We start from the raw sequence: 20,631 nt of genomic DNA, 5'->3' as shown, positions 1-20,631 counted from the left end.
GGGCCATCATCTGATCCCGCACAACGGCCCACCCCGACTCCAAAGCGCACAACCGAATTCGCCCCCACGCCGAGGGTCGATCGGTGAATCAAGGCTTACTGCCGTCCTGCTTGATTGCCGTCGTCACCTCGTTGCCGTACTCATCCGTCGACTCGATGACTTCCCGGATGTTCTGCGCTTCATCGGCGGACCGGACCGCCTCCTGCGCCATCATGCCGACCGGCGATCGCGGGTCGAGGACCTCGTCGCCGGGCCGCTGCACCACGGGCACCAGGAGGCCGGTGAGGCCGGTGAGGCCGGCCTCGGACCCCGTCTCCTGGACGAATCCGAACTTGTTACCGGCCGCGAGGACCGCATTCGCCGTCGCCTCGTCGGCCTCACCGACAGCCACCAGCATTGCGTTGACCGCACCCTGCTCCTCGAGCGCCAACGCCTGCAGGTTGGCCACCTGCTCTTCCGACATGTACGCCGGATCGATCAGCACCACCCACTGGTCGGTCACGTTGAGCGGGCCGGCGTCGAGTTCGTCGGCCTTGGCCAGCAGAATCGTGCGCGCGCTTCCGATGGACTCGGCACCACCGCTCAGCGCTGCCGCCACGGCACTTGCATACTCGGAAAACCGTTGGGCGGCCGCATCCGCTCGGCCGAACATCTCCCCGGCGGCATCGTGCGCCCGCCCCGACCATGCCTGCACCGCAGGCAGACGCTCACACGCATTGTCGATTCCCGAGACAGCGCTACCCACGGACTCACCACCCGATTGCACCGGAGCCGACGACGTCGACAACGTGTCGGGCCTCCAAGACTCCAGCGTTGTTCGCGACGGCAACACAACAGACATTATCTGCGATGCCCGAGACACCTCTAAGCGCCATTTCACACTGCACCCACGGCGAGAAAGTGCGAGTGGGCGTCGCCGCCAGCGCAATCTGGACGACCTGTTGTCAGGCAGCGGTATCATCGGACCTGCCATGGCACGCATGGAGATTCGCGTCGCACGCATCGCTGAGGCCACGCTGGCCGATCAGCAGTTCATCACGCCCATCGACGTCCTGGTCGGGCTGGGCTGGCTCGCCCAGGCCAACGTCGAGAACTGGCAGCGGGGCCGGGTCGCCTCCCTCGACCTCTGCTTCAGCGTCGACGCCGCCAAAATCTCCGCCGCCCTCGACGCCCTACGCAGCTGGGCCCAGGACCGCGGCCTGCGGCCGTGGGACACCGACTACGGCGACCTCGCGTTCACCGCCGGCGGCGACCCTGCGACCGAACAGGCTTTCCGAACCCGCTGGGCAGCCGCGGAGCACCCCCCACCCGAACTACCGCAGCGTCCCCGCGAACTCATCGTGGTGTCACCCCACAACGACTGGATCTGCACCGGCTGCGACGAAACCGGCGATCTGCTCGTCAAGACGAACAACGGCACCCTCTGCCTCGACTGCGCCGACCTCGGCCATCTGGTCTTCCTGCCCTCCGGCGACGCCGCCCTCACCCGCCGCGCCAGAAGGGCCAGCCGCCTGTCCGCCGTCGTCGTCCGCTGGAGCACCAGACGCAAACGCTATGAACGCCAAGGCATCCTGGCAGAGAACGACGCCATCGAACAAGCCGCACAGCAGTGCCTCGAGGACGCCGACGCCCGCGCAGTGCGCCGCTCGCGCGACCAGATCCGCCGCGCCGCCATCGACGAGGAGTTCCGCGAGGACTTCGCCGCCGCGATCCGCAGACAGTTTCCCGGCTGTCCACCGGCACGCGCCGACGCCATCGCCTACCACGCCGCCCTGCGCGGTAGCGGCCGCGTCGGACGCAGCGCCGCAGGCCGCGCGCTGGACCCCGACGCCGTCCGCCTCGCCGTGGCTGCCTCGGTGCGACACGTCGACACCGACTACGACGACCTGCTCATGTCCGGCGTCGATCGCGACGATGCCCGACACCGGGTGCGCCACCTCGTGGGCGACATTCTTGACACGTGGCGCGACGGCGTGACCCTCCTCGATACGTGACCCTCACCCTCGATGTTGGCGATGTATGCTGATCACCAATATCATCAACATCCAGGGAATTGTCATGTCGGTAACCCAGATCGATCTAGACGACCAAGCGCTGGCCGAGGTCATGCGGATAGCCGGCGTGCACACCAAGAAAGAAGCCGTCAACCTCGCCATGCGTGACTACGTGGAACGCTTCCGCCGGGTCGAGGCGCTGGCACGTTCCCGCGACCACGCCAAGAATTGGGACTACGAGGGCTGGCTCGCCGCGCGGGCAGATGAGAAGGCTCTCGGAAGTTGATCCAATTCCTGGTCGATTCCTCCGCAGTCTGGCGCCTGCAGCGACACCCGGAACTCACCGAGATGTGGAGCGCCCCGCTTGCCGGCGGAGCCGTGGGGTCGTGTGAACCGCAGCGGGCCGAGTTCCGACGTTCAGCGCGCAATGACGACGAGTTCGATCAGATGAATCAGATGTTCAGTGATGTTTACCCTGATGTCTCCGTGCCGAAATCGATTTGGCGGTGGATCGATTCGGCGCAGCGACGTCTCGCGGTGGTGAGCGCGACACGGGCACTGTCGGTCGTCGACCTCTTGATCTGTGGGACCGCGGCAGCCAGGGGCTTGGTGGTGCTCCATGACGACGGTGACTACGAACTTGCCGAACGCCATCTCGCCGACGTCAGCGTGCGCCGCGTCGTGCAGGCCGGGCGTTGACACTGCGCCTACGGCGAAAACGTGCGAGTGGGCTTAACCGCCAGCGCAGTCTGAACGTTCCGGCGAGCTAGGCAGCGACGGTCTGAGCGACCTCGGCGGCGGCCAGCGTCGGCAACTTCACCGACATCTCGTCGACCGTGATGGCCCCGTAGGAGTAGAAGTTCAGGAAGTTGAACGTCGACGTCACGATCTGCACCGTCACCGACTGACCCGGCTGCAGCGTGTGCGCCACCTGCTCCAGCGAGACCGTGACCGTGTGCGTATCCCCGTCCAGCTCAACGGGAATCGGGGTGGCCAGGTTGCCCAGCACCAGATGCGTCTCGTCGTCGACGATCTGCGCGTACACGTGCTTGGCGGTGCCGGTGCCCGAATAGGTCAGCGTCAACTCCGGCGCGCCCACGATGTGTGTCGTCTCCGTGGCGTCGGGGACCTGCAGGTTCACCGCGTTGAGAGCCGGCGCCGCCGACGGCAACCCGAGCAGCGCCGCGATCGGTCCCCTGGTGATGACCAACGGGTTGGGCCCCGACCCGCCGATGAACGGGAAGACCAGAATCGACTTGTCGTCGGAGCGACTCGCCGCCACCGATTCCCCCTGCACCACCGGGTAGGTGTCTGACGAGAACAGATCGCCGTTCTGGTCGACCCACTCGAATTGTGCTCCGGTGTCGACGTTCTCGCCCTTGACGTAGCGGTCCAGCCAGTCCAGCGTCCGCCCGATGACCACGTCGCCGTCATTGTGGCTACTCAGGCAGGCGCCGTGACCTCCGCAGTACCACAGCACCTTTGTCGTGGTCCCCGCCTCGATGAGCGCCTTCGCGTTGAGATCGGCCTGCGCCAGCGTGAACAACGTGTCCACCGTGCCCTGGATGAGCAGCGTCGGGGCGGTGATGTCGCCGATCTGGTCGGCGTAGCCGCGATCGTCGAGCAGGTCGATGTCCGACTGCGACGTGTATCCGGTGATGATGGCAACGATCGCCGCGGGCAGGATCCGTGGATTGGGCCGCGACAGGGTCAGCACCAGCACCGAGCTCAGCAGCGTGCCCCACCCGCTGCGCACCGCCTCGTCGGGGAACAGCACGTCGGTCAGGCTGTTCCACGCGATCGTCGGCACGATCGCGTCGATCCGGTGATCGATTGCGGCCGTGGCCAATTGGATGCCACCGCCGTAGGACGCACCCACCATACCGAGCTTCGGGTCGTTCACGCCGTCGAGCTCGACCTCGGACAGCGTGGCCAGGTGACTGATGATGTGGGAGACGTCGCGGCCCTCGAAATCCGGTGACTGCAACTGCATCCGGCCACCCGAGCGCCACTCACCGCGCGGATCCCAGGTGACGACGTTGTAGCCGGCCTCGCGCAGCGCACCGATGCCGATCACGTCGTTGGGGAGGAAGCTGTCGACGTTCAACTCCAGCGTCGTCGAGCCCGGAAGGCCCAGGCCCGAACCGGACAGCACCGTCGGCGCCTGCTCCCCCGCCTCCAGCCCCTCTGCGGGCATGAAGTTGACGAAGATCCTGGTCCCGTCGAACGACTTCACGATGAAGCTGCGCGGCCGCGGGGTGCCCGCCGGCGCCCGGTGGTCGATCACGAAACCGATCAACGGATGCAGGAAGTCGCCCACGAGCGGGATGACATGCAGGAGACCGACGATCGGGGTGAACACCACCGGCCCCAGAACCGGGACGTTCTGCAGCCACCCCAGCGGCGGCGTCCACTCGATGACCTCGACGCCGGTGGGGATCGGGTATGCCGCGTCCGCGGCGGCCAGGCTGGTGGTCACCTCGTCGGCCGCCGGCGTCACGGGCTCGTCGGTGAGGTCCCGGCCGGCGGTCACCCACGACATCACCAGCGACGCCAGCGCCGGGAGCGCGGGATCCTCGGTCTCGTTCGCGGCGTCTGCAGCGGTGACGGCGGCGACCTCGGCTGTCACGGTTTCGGCGGGCTCGTCGGCAGCCTCCGGCTCCTCGGCGATCGGCTCCACCTCGGCGGGGGGCTCGACGACGACGGGCTGCTGCTCGGCGGCCGGCGCCTCGGTCTCGTCCGGCGCTTCCTCGACCGGCGCTTCGGTCAGGTCTTCGACGGCCGGCTCTTGCTCGGCCTCGACCACGACCTCGGCGGCCGGTTCCCCGGCCGGGGCGTCGCGGTCCCGCTCCACGGTGTCCTCGGCGACGTCGTCTTCGGGAGCGTCATCGTCGGGAGCGTCTTCGTCGGGAGCCTCGGCGACGTCCTCTTCAGGGTCGGCCTCGTCGTCGGGAACGTCGTCGGGAACGGTCTCGTCGTCGGCTCCAGGCTCGACGTCGGTGTCGGATGCGGTCGACTCCGTCGAGGACGGCGTCGATTCTGCCGAGGACGAGGTGGACTCCGACGAAGACGACGAGGTACTCGCACCCGACGCGGACCCGGTGTCGTCGGCCGCGGCCACCCCCGCTCCCGCCAGTACCGCAGCACCGATCCCCAGTGCGACTGCCAACCCGCCGACCCGACCCACGTATGACGCCGCACCCATGCATAGATGCCTACCGTGTCCGAACGGCCTCACGGGCGCCTTTCGGCATTTCTTACCGATGAGTCAGATCGGCGCGGGATCAGCCACGGAATCCGTGAGGAATCGGCGTGCTCGGCGCTGATCCATACCCGTGCCCGCCGCATGCAGACGTGATATCGCATCCGATCTCACTTCTCGGCAAGGCATGTATGTCCCGAGATACTCGGCGTGCCCCACCTCGCCGCGGCACCATCCGGTCACACCGGCCGCGCAAATTGCGCAAGCCGAGAGCGCACACGCTAGGGTCTACGCGGGTTGACCCTGCAGCCTCACGGAAACGTCACGGTGGCGATCGAAATCCCCGCCGACAAGGCCCGGGCCTCGACGTCAGCCGGCGTCAACGGGAGTGTTCACACCTTGGGGGATCTAGGTGTCGAAAAGTTCTACGAGTGGTCACGATCCATGTCTCATCGGACGCGGTTGGCGGGACTTCGGCGAATGTGTCGGTACAGTCAGTGCGTCTGACATGTCGCGACCCCCGATCCGACCCGGTTCGGGGACCGTCTGAGGTTGACCTGAGGAGGTCCCGCAATTCAGCGGCCCCTGCCGGGCCGACATCTGTCGAACTTCAGCGGCTAGCGCAATACCCGGCCGACCAGCACCTGAGTGCCAGGCCGCGGGTACAGATCACTGGCGTCTCTGCGCCGATGCGATAGGGGCTTCAATTGAGCCGATTTACCGAAACCATGTACGAGAACGCCCGGCGCAGCACCAGAGGGTTCATCACCGGTGAACCACATGCACCCGTCCGCCAATCGTGGGCCGAGGTGCACGAACGCGCCCGCCGCGTCGCGGGCGGACTGGCCGCGGCGGGCATCGGACCCGGCGATGCGGTGGCCGTGCTCGCCGGTGCGCCGGTCGAGATCGCGCCGACCGCGCAGGGCATCTGGATGCGCGGCGCCAGCGCCACCATGGTGCACCAGCCCACGCCCCGCACCGACCTGGTGCGCTGGGCCGAGGAGACCACCGCCGTCATCGACATGATCGCTGCCAGAGCCGTCGTCATCTCCGACCCCTTCATGGCCGCCGCGCCGGTGCTCAGCCAACTGGGCATGACCGTGCTGACCATCGAGGAGCTCCTCGCGAGCGATCCGATCGAGCCCGTCGACACCGACGACGACGCGGTCGCGCTGATGCAGTTGACGAGCGGCTCCACCGGGTCGCCCAAGGCCGTGCAGATCTCCCACGCCAACATCGTCGCCAACGCCGACGCGATGACCGCCGGCTGCGACTTCGACATCGACACCGACGTCATCGTCAGCTGGTTGCCCTGCTTCCATGACATGGGCATGACGGGATACCTGACGGTGCCGATGTACTACGGCGCCGAGCTGGTGAAGGTCACGCCGATGGACTTCCTCGGCGATATCCTGTTGTGGCCCAAGCTGATCGACAAGTACCGGGGCACCATGACCGCCGCCCCGAACTTCGCCTACAACCTGCTGGCCAAACGCCTGCGCCGCCAGGCGACCGCCGGGGAGTTCGACCTGTCCTCGCTGCGGTGGGCGCTCTCGGGCGCCGAGCAGGTGGACCCGCTCGACGTCGAGGACCTCTGCGAAGCCGGCGCCCCGTTCGGCCTCAAGCCCGAGGCGATCGTCCCCGCCTACGGCATGGCAGAAACCACGGTGGCGGTGTCGTTCTCCAAGTGCGGCGGCGGCATGGTCGTCGACGAGGTGGACGCCGACCTGCTCGCAGTCCTGCACCGCGCGGTACCCGCGACCAAGGGACACACCCGGCGGCTCGTGTCGCTCGGACGGCCGCTGCACGGCCTGGAGCTGCGTGTCGTCGACGAAGACGGCGCCGAGCTGCCCGCCCGCGGCGTCGGCGTGATCGAGGTGCGCGGCGAGCCGGTGACCAGGGGCTACACGACGGTGGGCGGGTTCATCGCCGCGCAGAACGAGCGCGGCTGGTACGACACCGGCGATTTGGGCTACCTCACCGAAACCGGAGACGTCGTGGTGTGCGGCCGCCTCAAGGACGTGATCATCATGGCGGGCCGCAACATCTATCCGACCGACATCGAACGGGCCGCCAGCCGGGTGGACGGGGTGCGGCCGGGGTGTGCGGTGGCGGTGCGGCTGGACGCGGGCCGATCCCGCGAGACGTTCGCGGTGGCCGTGGAGTGCAAGGACTTCGCCGACGAGGCCCGGGTGCGCCGCCTCGAGCGGCAAGTCGCCCACGAGGTGTTCGCCGAGGTCGACGTGCGGCCCCGCAACGTGGTGGTGCTCGCGCCGGGCATCATCCCCAAGACGCCGTCGGGCAAGTTGCGCCGCGCGCACGCGCTGTCCCTGGTGAGCTGACCGGATACGCTTCAGCGCGACCCTGGGCGGGTACCGTACAACCACGATGGCTGAGTACGACGCGCAGCCCGGTCGGGCCCCGCTAGAAGATCTGTCGACCGCACAACGAGAAGCCGACGAATTCGATCTGTTCGCCGGCCTCCGAGGAGTGACCGGGCTGGTGGCCGACGCCCGCGGGGTGGCCGATCTGGCCACCGAGGTCGCGGAGTTCGCCGTACGCGCCATCCCGGGTGTCGACGGTGCGGGCGTCGCCCTGTTGCAGCCCGAACACGTCACGCCCCATCTCCAGACCTTCGCCGCCACTGCCGAGTTCGTCAACAAGATCGACAGTGCGCAATACGAGCAGTTGCACGAGGGGCCTTGCATCACGTGCATGCAGACGGGTCGGGCCGTCGTCAGCGGTTCCCTGGGCAGCGACGACCGCTGGCCCCATTTCGGCGGACGGGTGGCCCGGATGGGGGTGCACTCCGCCTTGTCACTACCGCTGATCGTGGGCGAGCAGGTAATCGGAGCGATCAACACCTACGCCCGCACCCGCGACGCGTTCGGCGAGCACGCCGTGGAGCTGGGTTCCCAGTTCGCCGGGTCCGCAGCGGTGTCGGTGCACAACGCACAAGTGCTGGCCAGCGCGCGGGACCGCACCGAACACCTGCAACGGGCGTTGGGCAGCCGCGCCGTGATCGATCAGGCGATCGGGATCATCCGTAGCCGTTCCGGCGTTACCGGCGACGAGGCAATCGACCGGCTGAAACGGATGAGTCAAGCCGACAACGTCAAACTCGTGGTCGTCGCGGAGCGGCTGGTAGACGAGGCAGTTCGGCGCGCCAAGGCCAGGCATCGCCCCTAATACGTTCGGGGCGTGGCGAATTCGGAGATCGCGGCGATGAGCACCGGACGAGCATGCCGGTCGGTCATCAACCGGCGGGCGACATCGGTGAGGTGTTCCCCGTTGGCGTGCGAATACGAACGCATCAGCGTGAAGGCGTCCTCCACCGACACATCCAGGAATTCGCGTAGGAACCCCTTCGCCTGCTCCACGATGACGCGGCTGGCCAGTGCCGACCGCAGCTGCGGCAGGACGGTGGACGGACTGGGCGCCTGCCCCTGCAGAATGGCCACGCTCGCGATGTGCGCGAGGGTCTGGGCGACGAGGAGATCCGCCTTGTTGAGTTCACCGGTGCTGGTGCCGAAAAGCCCGAGCGCGCCCAACACGACGCCGGCCGCGCGCATCGGGACGGCGTGCACCGACGCGAAGCCGGCCGCCGTCGCTGCGGGCACGAACCGGGGCCACCGTGCTTCCTCGGCTCCGAGATCCTCGACCGAGACGGGTTGGCCGGTCGCGTAACACTCTACGCACGGGCCCTGCTCGGCCTGCAGCTCGAACAGCTCGATGTCGCGGGCCTGCTCGGTGGTCGCCGCCAGCAGCCGCAGTTGGTCGAACGGGTCGGCGAGCAGGAAGCCGGCAGCGTCGACGTCGAGTAGCTGCGCGCTGCGTTCGGTGAGTTCGGTCAGCAGGTCCACCACGTCGAAGTCGACGAGCAGGCTGTCGACGAGGGACACCACCGCGTCGAGCACACGTGTTTCACGCGGGAGTTCTGTCATGTTGCCCTCCATCCTCGTTCTGGGTACCCGAATCAGTCGCCATCGAGCCTCAGCCGGCGCTCGAGGATGTCGTGGGCAACCTCGGTGGCGGCACGCCCGGTCGCATAGGCGTGTGCGCGCAGCCGGACAAGGGCCTCGGCGGGCTCGATCCCGAGCTGAGCGACGAGCATGCCGGTGGCCTGGCTGACCTCGATGCGCGACAACGCGTTCAGCTCGGTCCAGGCGTTGCTGCCGGGTTCGGTGACGGCGGCGTGCAGATCGCCGTCGAGAAGATCCAGAAGCGGGATCCCGGCGAGCTCGGCGGCGACGATCGCACCCGAGAGCTGGGCGCCGGCCAGGCGGCCGGGCAGCACGCGGAAGAGATCGAGGGCGCCGACGTATTCACCGGCGACGACGACGGGCATCGCGTACACCCCTCGAATCCGCAGTTCCATCATGGCGGGGCCGTAGACGGTCCAGCGCCGATCCTGCGGATCGGCCAGATCCGTCACCAGGACCGGTTCGCGCAGCGTGACCGACTCCAGGCACGGACCCTCACCCAGCGTGAACTGCAGCTCGTCATACGCGCGCGCGTGCTCACCGCTGGAGCCCAGCGTTCCGGTCGTGGTGCCGTCGAAGACCACCGAGATCGCCGCCGCGTCGACGTCGAGGAGCGTCACGCACGCCTCACAGAGCCGATCGGCGGCGTCAGCGCCGCGCCGGCCGTCGACCGCTGCCAGAAGCTGCTCCCGGACCGCCACACTCAACCGACTCGGTTCGGTTTCCGGTGCCCGATCAGCCCCACAATCGACGCTTCTTCCATCGCTTTTCGTCGCCTTCGACGTCGGTCCACTCACCCGCGGCGTAACTGAACGGCTGCCGCGCGCCGCTACGGACGACGTCGAGGCGGCCGTCGTCGTGCTTGACGAAGGTGTCGCCGAACCGCATGTAATCGTCGGTCCGACCGTCGGACAGTGTCACGGACACCGTCATGGCACGCTCAACGCACTTTCTCGGGAATCGAGTTCAGAACGTGCAGAACGTGCACGGCCAAGTCACCCGCGGCCTTGTCGCCCAGCTTGGAATGAACCCTGATGGTGTCCTTGACCAGTTCGACACGTCGGTCGTACGGGGATCGGAACTGTGTTGGCGCCGCCATATTGAATTTCCTTTATTGTCGGGCATCTTCGCTCGCAACCGAGCTGCCCGATACCACCAACCGTACGCTGCTCCACACCGTTTCGGGGTGGGTACCGGCGGGTCACCGCCGGCGTCACCGCCGGCGTGCGCGGGCCCGCTCCCGCAACGAGGTACGAAGCCCCACTCTGGGCCGACCCGGCACCGCAACCGGCCTCGCGTCGGCAACGAACTTCCTCTCCGAGGCGGTCTCCGGCGCGTCGTCACTGGTGGCCACCAGGAACCGACCCGGCAGTGCCAGCTTGTGGATGGTGCGCAGCACCAGGAAGTACTGGTGTGCAAGCGAACTGGTGGTGTAGGGCAGGTCGTACTTGTCGCACACTTCCCGGACCCGCACCGCGATCTGCGCCAGGCGGTTGCTCGGCAGGTCGGGGAACAGGTGATGCTCGATCTGATAGCACAGGTTGCCGCTCGAGAATGCCAGCAGCGGACCGGCTTTGAAGTTGGCGGCACCGAGCATCTGTCGCAGGTACCACTCGCCGCGGGTCTCGTTCTCGAGCACGTCGGCGGTGAACTTCTCGGCACCATCGGGGAAGTGCCCGCAGAAGATCACCACGTACGCCCAGAAGTTGCGCAGCACGTTGGCCGCCGCGTTCGCGGCCAACGTCCTGCGCCAGCGTGAACCGGACAGGGCCGGGACGAGCGCGTAGTCCTTGAGCGACTGACGGGCGATCTTGGCGGCGAATGCCTTCCTCGCCTCGACGACCTTCTCCCGGTCGGGCGCCAGTCGGTCGCGCTCCGAGTGGATGCCGTGGAGGCCGATGCCCCACTCGAAGATGCTGGCCAACAACAGGTTACGAAGTGGCTGTGCGAGGTGTTCGGGTTTCCACGGCTGGTCGCGGGTCATCCGGATCACCCCGAAGCCCAGATCGTCGTCGACGTCGACCACGTTGCTGAACACGTGGTGGCGGTAGTTGTGCGAATACCTCCACTGCGACGAGACCCCGACCATGTCCCACTCCCACGTGGTCGAGTGGATCTCCGGATCGTTCATCCAGTCCCACTGACCGTGGCCGACGTTGTGGCCGATCTCCATGTTCTCGACGGACTTCGCGAAGGCCAGGGCCGCGGTGCCCACCACCCAGCCGGTACGCGACCGGCTGCAACCGATGATCAGGCGCGCCGCGACGTCGAGCACCCGCTGGAAGCGGATGGTGCGCCGGATGTAGGCCGCGTCCCTCTCACCGAGGGAATCCTCGATGTCGGCGCGGATGGCGTCCAGCTCGTCGGCCAAGGCCTCGATGTCCACCTGGCTCAGATGCGTGTACGCAGCGATGTCGGCGATGGCCAATGCGGTTCCTTGTCGGTCCGTCCGGGTGGTGATCTTCAGGGCTCTTTGCGGAACCCACAGTGTTGCGGACCACCAGCCGCTTCGGTAGACGACGGCAGCACGTCGGCGTACCCGCCAGCCTAGTGAGGCCTCCAGGTTGCGTCAACGCGGCGAGTCCCCTGGCCGGTCGGGGCCCTGCCCGAGAGGTAGGGTCACAACGACGGGACCACACAGGCCCTGGAGATCGAGGGGGCCGGCGATGACACGAAGCGTTGAATCACAACAGCTTTCGCTGGGCATTCTCGCTCACTCACGCAAGCCGAACGAGCGCAGGCTGCCGATCCATCCGGCGCACTTCAGCAGGATCGACGGCGAGCTGAGGTCCAGGATGTTCGTCGAGCACGGTTACGGCTCGCAGTTCGGCACCACCGACGACGCCCTGGCCGGTCTGGTCGCCGGGATCGGGACCCGCGAGCGGCTGATCGCCGACTGCGACGTCATCCTGCTCCCCAAGGTCCAGTCCGAAGACCTCGCGGAAATGAATGTGGGGCAAGTCATCTGGGGATGGCCGCACTGCGTCCAGGACAGCGCCCTGACCCAGATCGCCATCGACCGGCGGCTCACGCTGATCGCGTTCGAGGCGATGAACCACTGGAAGTCCGACGGCGGGTTCGGGTTGCACGTCTTCCACAAGAACAACGAGTTGGCCGGGTACTGCTCCGTCCTGCACGCGATGTCACTCGCCGGGATCACCGGCAGCTACGGCCGCCGGCTGCGGGCCGCCGTCATCGGGTTCGGCGCGACGGCCCGCGGCGCCGTCACCGCTCTGAACGCCCACGGCGTCGACGACGTGCGCGTCCTGACCAACCGGGACGTCGCCGCCGTCGCCTCGCCGATCCACTCCACCCAGATGGTGCAGATGGGATCCGAACCGGACACACCGGGCAGCATCTGGGCCGACACCCCCGACGGGCGTCTGCCGGTCGCCGAGTTGCTGGCCGACAACGACATCGTCGTCAACTGCGTCCTGCAGGATCCCGGGGCGCCGCTGGTGTTCCTGACCGAGCAGGATCTGGCGGCGTTCAGCGCGGGCAGCCTCATCATCGACGTGTCCTGCGACGTCGGCATGGGCTTCAGCTGGGCGCACCCGACGACGTTCACCGAGCCGATGGTCGGAGTGGCCAACGGGGTGCACTACTACGCTGTCGACCACAGCCCGTCCTATCTGTGGAACTCGGCGACCTGGGAGATCAGCGAGGCCTTGTTGCCGCACCTCGAATCCCTGCTGGGGGGACCGCCGACGTGGCAGCAGACCCCGACCATCGCCAGGGCCATTGAGATCCGCGACGGTGTCGTGCTCAATCCGGCCATCCTGTCGTTTCAGCAGCGCGACGACGACTATCCGCATCGGGTGCGCGTCAGCTGATCGACACCAGCTGGTCGATCGCATCCCGGGGAAGGTCGCCGTCGACGATGGCGGTCACCAGGATCTTGTCCAGGGTGATGGCACCGTTGTGGTTGTCGAGGAACGCGATGTCGGCGGCGTCACGCCCGGTGGCGATACGCACCAGGGTCTGCCGCGGCGCCAGCAGGGTGCCGTCGACGACCCGCCATGTTCCCTCGACGAAAGCCTCGGCGACCGCGTGGAAGTCCATCGGGTACAGGCCCGGCGCGTAGACCGACACCACCCGGGCGGGCACGTTGACCGCCCGCAGCATCGCCACCGCGAGGTGCGCGAAGTCGCGGCACACCCCGGCGCCGGACAGCAGCGTGTCCACCGCGCCGTCGATCGGGTCGCTGGAGCCCGGCACGTAGCTCAGCCGGTTGCCGACCCAGGAGGACACCTTCTCCAGCAACGTCGTCGAATCGAGGTAGCCGCCGAACTCGGTGGCGGCGAAGCCGTAGAACTTGTCGGCCTCGGCGTAGCGGCTCGGCCGCAGGTACATCGACTGGTCGTAGTCGGTGACCGGAGCGGGGGCGGTCTGGCCGATGATCGTCGCGGAGTAGTCGACCTCGAGATAGCCCACCGGCGCGTGCAGCTTGTGGATGCGGTTGCCGTGGGTGCCGCTGATCTCCTTGGCGTGCACCGGTTTCCCGTTCAGCACGAACGACAGCGACTCGTACACCTCGGTGCCGGGATGCGGCGCGATCGCGATCTGGAACTCCAGCGTCGACGGTGCGGTGATGCCGACCCCCAGTTCGGCGCCCACCACCCGCTTCATCGTCATCAGGTCTCTGACGTGAGCGCGGCGAGCAGTTCGGACATCGACACCGTCGCGACACCGATGGCCGAGTCGTCGATTCCGTACGGCAGCACCAGTGTCCCGGCGTGCACCAGCGCTCCGCAGGAGTAGACGACGTTGGGGACGTAGCCGTCCTGTTCGTCGGCGGCGGGACTCAGTAGCGGCTGCCGGAGCCTGCCGAGAATCCGGGTCGGATCCTCCAGATCGAGCAGGATCGCACCGATGCGGTAGGTCCGCATCGGGCCCACCCCGTGGGTGAGCACCAGCCACCCTGCCTCGGTTTCGATGGGCGGCCCGCAATTGCCGAGCTGCAGCGCCTCCCAGGCCTCCGCCGGCCGCTGGCAGGGCACCGAGTCCGTCCACACGAACGGATTATCCGAGTAGGCAATCGAATTCGACTCGCGATCACTTCGGCTCATGGCAGCGAACCGGCCGCCGATCCGGCGCGGGAAAAGGGCCAGGCCCTTGTTGGCGGCGGCGCGGCCGACCAGCGGCGTGGAGGTGAAGGACCGGAAATCCGCGGTCTCGAGCAGCTGCTGGCTGATGTCGGAGCCGCTGTAGGCCGTGTAGGTGGCGTAGAACGTGACCGACCCGTCGTCGTGGACGAAACGCACGAAGCGCGCATCCTCCATGCCCGCCTCCTCGGCGCTCGTCGTCGGCCACAGCACCCGCTCGGGCAGCGGGATGTCGGCGGCGAATTCGACGGCGTAGCTGCGCTCGGCGATGCTCCGAAGCTGCGAGATCGTCTCCAACGCATGGCCGCGCGTCCTCAGGTGGGCGTGCAGCTTGTCGAGTTGCTCGTCGAGGTCGGCCCGGGTGAACCGGTCCCCGAGGGCGTCGAGTACGTAGTCCGCGGACTCACCGCCGACGCCGAGCCGGACGATCTCGCTGCGCAACACCGGCGCTTCGAGCAGCGTCGACTCGACCGAGCCGACGGTGGCGAACGGACTCCGGGGATCGATCGTCACGGCACCGGACGCGTCGACGACGCCGGTGCGGAACCCGATCGAGGATCGGTGGCCCTCCCCGATACCCCGCACGCTCATCACGAATCTCAGACAGCCCGCGGCGATATTCGACTGGTCCGGGTGGGCCACCATGCTCGGGTTGCACAGCGCGGCGCCCTCGATCGCGTACTCGCTGGTGAACGTCGCGCCCAGCAGCAACATCCGCTCCTGGGACAGGTGGGCAGCGTCGTCGAGACGGTCGGCCAGTTCCCTGGCGTGACGGCCGAAGGTGCCTGCGAGGTCGCGGTGGCGCCCGTCGAAGCGGGTGACGACGTCGTCCAACGTCGCGCGGACCTCGTCCTCGTCGAGCGCGAGGATCCGTTTGAGGACGGCCCCTGTGCGGGACTCTGCGTGTTCGAACCCCTCATGGCCGGGCACGAACAGCTGCGAGATGACCCTCGACGGGTCATTGGCCAGCCGCTGCGGGCTTCGGGTCACGAGCCGGGCGAGGGTGGAGGTCACGGCGAGGTCTGACGCTCGGCGAGCAGACGCTGCGCGAGCCGGATGTAGGCGGCGGCGACGACCGGCCACGCCATCTCCGGCGCCAGGACGCGGGCCTCGGCGGCCATCGCCCCGGACAGGCGCGGCTGGGTGAGGACGCGACGCAGCGCGGAGCGCATGGCGTCCGGGTCGTCGTGGTCGATGACCAGGCCCGCGCCTCCGCAGAGGAGCTCCACGGCGTGCGGGAAGGCGGTGGCCACGACGGGCCTGCCGCTGGCGACGGCATCGACGAGCACCCCGGAGGTGACCTGATCGGTGGAGTCGTAGGGCAGCACGATCACCGAAGCCGACTGGATGAGGGCGCTCAGCATCGCAGCACCGTGGTACTGCGGATCGAAGGTCACCGAATCCGCCACCCCGCAGCGGCGCGCCCGCTCGACGAGAGACTCGCGGTACGCCTCACCCTCGGCGGCGAGCACCTTCGGGTGCGTCCTGCCTGCCACCACATAGCGCGGCCGTCCCGGCACGTCCTGGAGTGAGGCCATCGCGTCGATGACCCGCTCGATGCCCTTCCCGGGTCCCAGCAGGCCCCACGTCAGGATGGTGGGCCTGCTGCCGCGCTTGACCCTCGGGCTGGTCGGCAGTGTCGCTCCGTGCGGGATCGTCTCGACCTTGCGGCTGTCGACGGCGTAGTTGAGGCACAGTCGTTGCCGGGCGGCCTCGGACATCACGACCACCCGGCCCGCCTTGGCCACGATCGTCTCGAGCAACCAACGCTGGTGTGGCGTGGGATCTTTCGCCACCGTGTGGGCGACGACGATCGACGGGATCTGCAGTCCGTCAATGATGTCGAGCACTTCGGCGCCGTCGGCGCCGCCGTAGATGCCGTATTCGTGTTGGATCAGCGCCACATCGCTCCGATTGAGCGAGTCCGCGCATGCCGCAACCGATTGTGGCGAGCCGTTGACCAGTTCAGCGACGACCCGCGGACTCGACGACGGAAACTCGTCGGCCACCCGCACGACGTCAGCGCCGGATCCATGGCCGCTCAGCGCCGCAGACAGGCCCGCGCTGAACCTCGCCAACCCGCACGGCGTCGGCGGGTAGGTGCTGAGGACACCGAAGTTCATCGTCTTGGAAAGGGGTTGGCGCCCAACGGGAGCAAGTATGGTTTCAAAGGTTGGCACTGCGTTCAAGGCGATCCCGACGGACGGTTGCTACCGGCACGTCCGGAGTGAGCGGGTTGCTCGGCGAATTCAGCGGGGAACGGCTGACGCATGCCGGACTGGCTGGGTTCCCAACAGGTTCGAGGTTACACCCTGAGATCTGCTCGTGCGACGTCCCCGACCGCGCTCGAGGGGTATGGTCGAGGCATCGGGACCACTCAGGCCCCCGCAAATCAAGGGGCTCACAATGTCTGACAAATCTCCTCGGCAGGCCATGACCAAGAAGTCCGGGAAGTCGCTGAAAGAGAAACGCGCGGTCAAGCACGCCAAGTCCGCGGCCAAGACCTCGGCGGTCGAGTCTGCGGTCTGGGACAAGAAGCGCTGACGCGCAGCTTTCCTCCACGGCGACAGCGTATTTCAGCTTTTCGCTGGCTCGTCGGGCTTACCGCCGGCGAGCAGTGAATCCACGTCGGATTCATCGTCTGGCGCTCTTCGTCCTACGCCCGCGTGGGTGTTCGAAAATCGTTGAGGGAGCACCGAATTGGCTCGGGGTCCGGCACGCCAAACGAGATGTGGGCTGGTAGGAATACCTACCAGCCCACATTACGGTTTAAGTCTGTTTAGACGACCGTGACTCCGACCGCCTGGGGTCCCTTGGCGCCCTGTTCGACCTCGAACTGAACGCGCTGGTTTTCCTCGAGCGAGCGGTATCCGCTACCACCGATTTCCGAGTAGTGAACGAACACATCTTCTGCGCCGCCATCTGGGGCGATGAAGCCGAAGCCCTTGTCGCCATTGAACCACTTCACAGTTCCCTGTGCCATACTCTTCAACTTCCGTCATTCTGAATGGATGCCAGTAGAGACATCCCTGATAAGGCTAGCACGTTCCACCAGGGCTGTTCTGAGCGGCAATCACTCGACTTCGTCGGCGGCTCAACGCACTTAACGCCGGTATTCATCGAATACCGGTAATACACTACATATTTCAGCTGCTCAGGCGATTTCAGCGCTCCTACGAAGTTATCGGGTTACACCACTTTGCACTCTCGGCCTCTGCGAGACGCATCACCACACGGGCCGTTTCGAACAGCCGCGAGTCCCCGGTGCCACCCGAGGTGGGCAGCCCTGCGGCAGTCCGCAGAACCATCAACCCGAGGGCCTGGGATGTCATGCTCGGTACGACAAGGAGTTTCGCGCTTGCGTCACGGCCGACGACCACCATCAGGCGTGGGCGGCGATACTGTTCGCCGGCACGCATCATCCGCGCACCGGTGGCGATGGTCTCCAGGTCGAGCTGCCCCTCGGTCACCGACCAGTTGATACGGATGTCGACGATCTCACCGAGGGCTCGGTGCAGGGCACCCACCAACTCCGGCAGTTCCGATGCCACCGAGGCGGTGTGCGGCCACCAGGCGCCGTCGATCTCACTGCCCAGTTGGGGGGACAGCATGACACGGATGGGTCGTGAAGCGCGGCGGGACCGCGCCAACCCGTTCACGGGGATGGCGAATCGGCAGAGGAAGTCTTTTTCGGCTGGTCAGAGAACACGGGAGCCTGCACAGGCTCTTGGGAGATCTTCCCCGAAACGGCCTTCTCCGGCGCCTGACGGTGTGAGAACAGATCAGACGAATCCATAAGCAAGTCCTTGGGTGCTACGGGGACACACCCCGCACTGTGGTCCGAGCGAAGAGGATCGCATCGCGGGCCGAGTATTTGCGTTCAAAACGTGTCGGAATCGACTGTTCGTGCGACTCGGCCTACCCCCAGGCTACACCCCCCTGCTTCTCAGCAGCGGGCGAACGCCGCTCAGCCCGCCGCCGGGGGCCCGGAAACGGGGCATGACGGCGCCTGCCGGTCGACCGCCGCCGGCACGACGCGCCTGGACCGCACACGGACCCGTGCGCCGCGGTGCGGCACGAAGATGACGTGCTTGAGGCGCCTGCGCTCCCCCGGCCTGGCCGTCGTGTCCAGTTCGACGCGGCGCAGTATCTCGCGCAGCACCACCCGGGATTCGACCATCGCGAACGTCGCACCCAGGCAGCGGCGGTTGCCGCCGCCGAACGGCAGGTACGTCGACGGGCTCAGCGTCGCGCCGAGCATGCGCTCCGGGTCGAACCGGGCCGCGTGGGGATAGAACTCGTCGCTGGCCTGCACCACGACCATGCCCGGTACCACCATCACCCCCGCGGGCAGCCGGTGGCCGGCCAGCTCGACGGGTTCCTTGAGGATCCGCCCCACGTCGAACACCACCGGCCGGATCCGCAGCGTCTCCTTGATCACCGCGTCGAGATACTCGTCGTCGCGCACGTGAGGAGCAGTATCGGCAGCGTCGCCGGCGCGCGCCGCCCGCACCGCCCTGGCCAGGATTTCCGGATGCCGTGTCAGCCGCTCCAGCGCCCACGACAGCCCGGTCGCGGTCGTGTCGTGGCCGGCCACCAGCAACGTCATCAACTGGTCGCGCAGCTCCCGGTCGGTCATCTCGCGGCCGTCGGCCGGGTTCTCCCTGCCTGCCTGGATGAGCATCGCCAGCGCGTCGGTCCGCTGCGCGAGGTCCGGGTCGGCGCGCCGATCGGCGATCTCGGCGTAGAGAAGGCGGTCCGCCTCGTCACGCGCGTCGCGCACGGCCCGCCACGGCCGACGTCCCATCAGCTTCGGGTTCGCGATCGCCAGGGTCTCCCACGGTCCCACGCTGAGCAGCCGCGGCATCACCTCCCGAAGCGCGGCCAGCCGGGCGGGGTCACTGGCGCCGATGACGGTCCTCAGGATCACCTCGAGGGTGATCTGCGACATCTTGGGCGCGACGGGAAACGTCTCGCCGACGGGCCACCCCGCGATGTTGTCGGCGGCGATCTCGGCGATCAGCGGGGCCTGGCGCGCGACGGCGTCGCGGGCGAACGGCGCGAGCATCATCCGTCGCCGATCGCGGTGCAGGTCGTCGTCGATCACCAGCACCGAGGTCTCGCCGAGCAACCCTATGAGCATCGAATTGGCTTCTCCGGCATGGTAGATGCGCGGGTCGCCGGCGAACACGGTCTTGATGTCGGCGGGGTCGGTGAGATAGACCAGCGTGCCCATCGACGCGACCCGAAGCGTGAACGCCGGACCGTAGCGGCGCCGGCACGCCGCGACGTAACGCGGCCCGAACCGCAGCATCAGCGCGGCCTGGACCGCCGGTGGCAACCGCGGACCGGGAGGCAGGGACGTCAGCTCTTGGGCCGTCCTCATACCCCCACGATACGAGCAGAGCGCCTATCTGATGGCGCCGTTGATCGCCGGCTTTTCGATCATCCCGCGCTCCACGCCCCACATCGTCGCGATCGCGCGGTACTCGCCGCTCTCCATCAGGTGCTCCAGCGCCAGCCGCAGCGATTCCCTCAACTCCGACCCTTTGCGCACGGGCCAGCCGTACGGGGCGGAGTCGAACACATCACCGGCGGGCACCAGATCGCCGCGGCTGAGCTTGATCGCGAAGCCCGTCACCGGTGAATCCGCCGACATCGCGTCGACCTCGCCGTCGATCAACGCCGCGGTGACCTCGTCCTGGCTGAACGACACCACGATGTCCACCGGATCCTGACCCGCGGCCACGCACTCGTCGCTCTTGCGGGGCAGTTCCTCGGTCTCCTGCAAGGTCCCTTGTGCGACACCGACTCTCACGCCGCACGGGGACTTCGGGTTGGCCGCGGTTCCTGCGCGCTTCGCCCACTGGGTTCCCGCCTCGAAGTAGGTGACGAAATCGGCAGACGCCTCGCGCTCCCTGGTGTCGGTGACCGCGGACATCCCGACGTGGTACGTCCCGTCCTGCACCCCCGGCAGGATGGTGTCGAAGGGAGTGTCGCGGTAGTCCGGAACCAGGCCGAGCACAGTGGACACCGCGTTCATCAGCTCGACGTCGAAGCCGACGAGCTGGCCGTCGGCGTTCTTGAACTCCATGGGCGCATAGGGCACGTTGACCCCGATGACCAGCCGGCCCGTGTCGCGGATGTCGGCGGGAACCGTCGCCGCGATCGACTCGACGGACCCTTCCGGAAGGCCCGCCGGATCGCGGTCGTCACCGTCGCGCCACGGCGCCCACATCCACAACCCGGTCGCGGCCAGCACTGCGGCACCGGCCGCGAGCGCCTTGGTCGGCAGCGCGCGTTTGGGGCGGGCCGCGTGCCGCGACCCGCTGCCGTCCCGGCGGACC

The 20,631-nt window shown here is 67.6% G+C and carries 19 protein-coding genes and 2 pseudogenes; 7 read left to right on the top strand and 14 right to left on the bottom strand.

Features of this window, described 5'->3' with window-relative positions; translation table 11 throughout:
* Positions 1-88: 88 nt before the first annotated feature.
* Positions 89-745 (bottom strand): hypothetical protein, encoded by a 657-nt coding sequence (locus H7I57_RS00120; protein ID WP_264021171.1) that lies wholly within the window; start codon positions 743-745, stop codon positions 89-91.
* A gap of 226 nt (positions 746-971) precedes the next feature.
* Here H7I57_RS00120 and H7I57_RS00115 point away from each other — a divergent pair, with 226 nt between their 5' ends.
* The 3 genes and pseudogenes from H7I57_RS00115 (at position 972) to H7I57_RS00105 (ending at position 2,693) form a co-directional block, all read left to right on the top strand.
* Entirely contained in the window at positions 972-1,994 is a 1,023-nt protein-coding gene (locus H7I57_RS00115; protein ID WP_308204297.1) for a DUF2293 domain-containing protein, read from the top strand.
* A 64-nt stretch (positions 1,995-2,058) separates the two neighbouring features.
* Positions 2,059-2,211 (top strand): annotated as a pseudogene (locus H7I57_RS00110) (type II toxin-antitoxin system VapB family antitoxin); the annotation flags it as partial.
* A 97-nt stretch (positions 2,212-2,308) separates the two neighbouring features.
* Positions 2,309-2,693: pseudogene (locus H7I57_RS00105) on the top strand (PIN domain-containing protein).
* 67 nt (positions 2,694-2,760) lie between these two features.
* On the opposite strand, the gene H7I57_RS00100 reads toward H7I57_RS00105, so the two are convergent.
* Positions 2,761-5,199, bottom strand: coding sequence for a S15 peptidase family protein (locus H7I57_RS00100; protein WP_264021169.1), 2,439 nt, complete (start codon positions 5,197-5,199; stop codon positions 2,761-2,763).
* 704 nt (positions 5,200-5,903) lie between these two features.
* On the opposite strand from H7I57_RS00100, the gene H7I57_RS00095 reads away from it, so the two are divergent.
* A complete protein-coding gene (locus tag H7I57_RS00095) occupies positions 5,904-7,538 on the top strand; it encodes a fatty acyl-AMP ligase (protein WP_264021168.1) in 1,635 nt (544 codons plus the stop codon).
* Positions 7,539-7,584: 46 nt separating this feature from the next.
* The gene (locus H7I57_RS00090) at positions 7,585-8,385 is read left to right on the top strand and encodes a GAF and ANTAR domain-containing protein (protein ID WP_264021167.1); all 801 of its coding nucleotides are present in this window, start codon (positions 7,585-7,587) and stop codon (positions 8,383-8,385) included.
* Here the strand turns inward: H7I57_RS00090 and H7I57_RS00085 are convergent.
* The 5 genes from H7I57_RS00085 to H7I57_RS00065 form a co-directional block, all read right to left on the bottom strand.
* Positions 8,382-9,140 (bottom strand): GAF and ANTAR domain-containing protein, encoded by a 759-nt coding sequence (locus H7I57_RS00085; protein ID WP_264021166.1) that lies wholly within the window; start codon positions 9,138-9,140, stop codon positions 8,382-8,384. The genes H7I57_RS00090 and H7I57_RS00085 overlap by 4 nt on opposite strands.
* A 32-nt stretch (positions 9,141-9,172) precedes the next feature.
* Positions 9,173-9,880 (bottom strand): GAF and ANTAR domain-containing protein, encoded by a 708-nt coding sequence (locus H7I57_RS00080; protein WP_264021175.1) that lies wholly within the window; start codon positions 9,878-9,880, stop codon positions 9,173-9,175.
* 34 nt (positions 9,881-9,914) lie between these two features.
* Entirely contained in the window at positions 9,915-10,112 is a 198-nt protein-coding gene (locus H7I57_RS00075) for a hypothetical protein (protein WP_264021164.1), read from the bottom strand.
* A gap of 7 nt (positions 10,113-10,119) precedes the next feature.
* Positions 10,120-10,278, bottom strand: a complete 159-nt coding sequence (locus H7I57_RS00070) for a DUF6307 family protein (RefSeq protein ID WP_264021163.1) — start codon at positions 10,276-10,278, stop codon at positions 10,120-10,122.
* Positions 10,279-10,392: 114 nt separating this feature from the next.
* Positions 10,393-11,607 carry a fatty acid desaturase family protein gene (locus H7I57_RS00065; RefSeq protein WP_264021162.1) on the bottom strand — a complete coding sequence of 405 codons (1,215 nt, stop codon included), beginning with the start codon at positions 11,605-11,607 and terminating at the stop codon, positions 10,393-10,395.
* A 238-nt stretch (positions 11,608-11,845) separates the two neighbouring features.
* On the opposite strand from H7I57_RS00065, the gene H7I57_RS00060 reads away from it, so the two are divergent.
* Complete coding sequence (locus H7I57_RS00060; protein WP_264021161.1) at positions 11,846-13,012, top strand: N(5)-(carboxyethyl)ornithine synthase; 1,167 nt, start codon at positions 11,846-11,848, stop codon at positions 13,010-13,012.
* Here H7I57_RS00060 and H7I57_RS00055 read toward each other — a convergent pair.
* Genes H7I57_RS00055 through H7I57_RS00045 form a run of 3 tightly spaced genes read right to left on the bottom strand, consistent with a single transcriptional unit; the run spans position 13,005 to position 16,407 of the window.
* Positions 13,005-13,808, bottom strand: a complete 804-nt coding sequence (locus H7I57_RS00055; RefSeq protein ID WP_264021172.1) for a transglutaminase-like domain-containing protein — start codon at positions 13,806-13,808, stop codon at positions 13,005-13,007. The two genes, H7I57_RS00060 and H7I57_RS00055, sit on opposite strands and share 8 nt — an antisense overlap.
* Positions 13,809-13,813: 5 nt before the next feature.
* Positions 13,814-15,298 (bottom strand): glycoside hydrolase family 130 protein, encoded by a 1,485-nt coding sequence (locus H7I57_RS00050; RefSeq protein WP_264021160.1) that lies wholly within the window; start codon positions 15,296-15,298, stop codon positions 13,814-13,816.
* Positions 15,295-16,407 carry a glycosyltransferase gene (locus H7I57_RS00045; protein WP_264021159.1) on the bottom strand — a complete coding sequence of 371 codons (1,113 nt, stop codon included), beginning with the start codon at positions 16,405-16,407 and terminating at the stop codon, positions 15,295-15,297. Before H7I57_RS00045 ends, H7I57_RS00050 begins: the two co-directional genes overlap by 4 nt.
* A 283-nt stretch (positions 16,408-16,690) precedes the next feature.
* Between H7I57_RS00045 and H7I57_RS00040 the strand changes: the two genes are divergently transcribed.
* Entirely contained in the window at positions 16,691-16,828 is a 138-nt protein-coding gene (locus H7I57_RS00040) for a hypothetical protein (RefSeq protein ID WP_264021158.1), read from the top strand.
* Positions 16,829-17,063: 235 nt separating this feature from the next.
* Here the strand turns inward: H7I57_RS00040 and H7I57_RS00035 are convergent, their stop codons facing one another.
* The 4 genes from H7I57_RS00035 to H7I57_RS00020 all read right to left on the bottom strand — a co-directional run.
* A complete protein-coding gene (locus tag H7I57_RS00035; protein WP_159235559.1) occupies positions 17,064-17,267 on the bottom strand; it encodes a cold-shock protein in 204 nt (67 codons plus the stop codon).
* A 190-nt stretch (positions 17,268-17,457) separates the two neighbouring features.
* Positions 17,458-17,895, bottom strand: a complete 438-nt coding sequence (locus H7I57_RS00030; RefSeq protein ID WP_264021156.1) for a DUF5994 family protein — start codon at positions 17,893-17,895, stop codon at positions 17,458-17,460.
* Between the two features lie 356 nt (positions 17,896-18,251).
* Positions 18,252-19,670: a cytochrome P450 gene (locus H7I57_RS00025; RefSeq protein ID WP_264021155.1), complete on the bottom strand. Its 1,419-nt coding sequence runs from the start codon at positions 19,668-19,670 to the stop codon at positions 18,252-18,254.
* Between the two features lie 24 nt (positions 19,671-19,694).
* On the bottom strand, positions 19,695-20,631 hold a 937-nt coding region (locus tag H7I57_RS00020), incomplete at its 5' end, for an ABC transporter substrate-binding protein (protein WP_264021154.1).

The organism is Mycolicibacterium pyrenivorans (assembly GCF_025821625.1).
Taxonomy (GTDB): domain Bacteria; phylum Actinomycetota; class Actinomycetes; order Mycobacteriales; family Mycobacteriaceae; genus Mycobacterium; species Mycobacterium pyrenivorans.
This window is presented reverse-complemented; position numbering and strand designations above follow the sequence as displayed.

Bases quoted from the DNA above. Each gene is read 5' to 3' on its own strand.
- H7I57_RS00030 (WP_264021156.1), bottom strand. From the start codon at position 17,895: ATGCTGTCCCCCCAACTGGGCAGTGAGATCGACGGCGCCTGGTGGCCG.
- H7I57_RS00060 (WP_264021161.1), top strand. From the start codon at position 11,846: ATGACACGAAGCGTTGAATCACAACAGCTTTCGCTGGGCATTCTCGCT.
- H7I57_RS00075 (WP_264021164.1), bottom strand. From the start codon at position 10,112: ATGACGGTGTCCGTGACACTGTCCGACGGTCGGACCGACGATTACATG.
- H7I57_RS00040 (WP_264021158.1), top strand. From the start codon at position 16,691: ATGTCTGACAAATCTCCTCGGCAGGCCATGACCAAGAAGTCCGGGAAG.
- H7I57_RS00025 (WP_264021155.1), bottom strand. From the start codon at position 19,670: ATGAGGACGGCCCAAGAGCTGACGTCCCTGCCTCCCGGTCCGCGGTTG.
- H7I57_RS00070 (WP_264021163.1), bottom strand. From the start codon at position 10,278: ATGGCGGCGCCAACACAGTTCCGATCCCCGTACGACCGACGTGTCGAA.
- H7I57_RS00045 (WP_264021159.1), bottom strand. From the start codon at position 16,407: ATGAACTTCGGTGTCCTCAGCACCTACCCGCCGACGCCGTGCGGGTTG.
- H7I57_RS00115 (WP_308204297.1), top strand. From the start codon at position 972: ATGGCACGCATGGAGATTCGCGTCGCACGCATCGCTGAGGCCACGCTG.
- H7I57_RS00100 (WP_264021169.1), bottom strand. From the start codon at position 5,199: ATGGGTGCGGCGTCATACGTGGGTCGGGTCGGCGGGTTGGCAGTCGCA.
- H7I57_RS00035 (WP_159235559.1), bottom strand. From the start codon at position 17,267: ATGGCACAGGGAACTGTGAAGTGGTTCAATGGCGACAAGGGCTTCGGC.
- H7I57_RS00085 (WP_264021166.1), bottom strand. From the start codon at position 9,140: ATGACAGAACTCCCGCGTGAAACACGTGTGCTCGACGCGGTGGTGTCC.
- H7I57_RS00090 (WP_264021167.1), top strand. From the start codon at position 7,585: ATGGCTGAGTACGACGCGCAGCCCGGTCGGGCCCCGCTAGAAGATCTG.
- H7I57_RS00055 (WP_264021172.1), bottom strand. From the start codon at position 13,808: ATGAAGCGGGTGGTGGGCGCCGAACTGGGGGTCGGCATCACCGCACCG.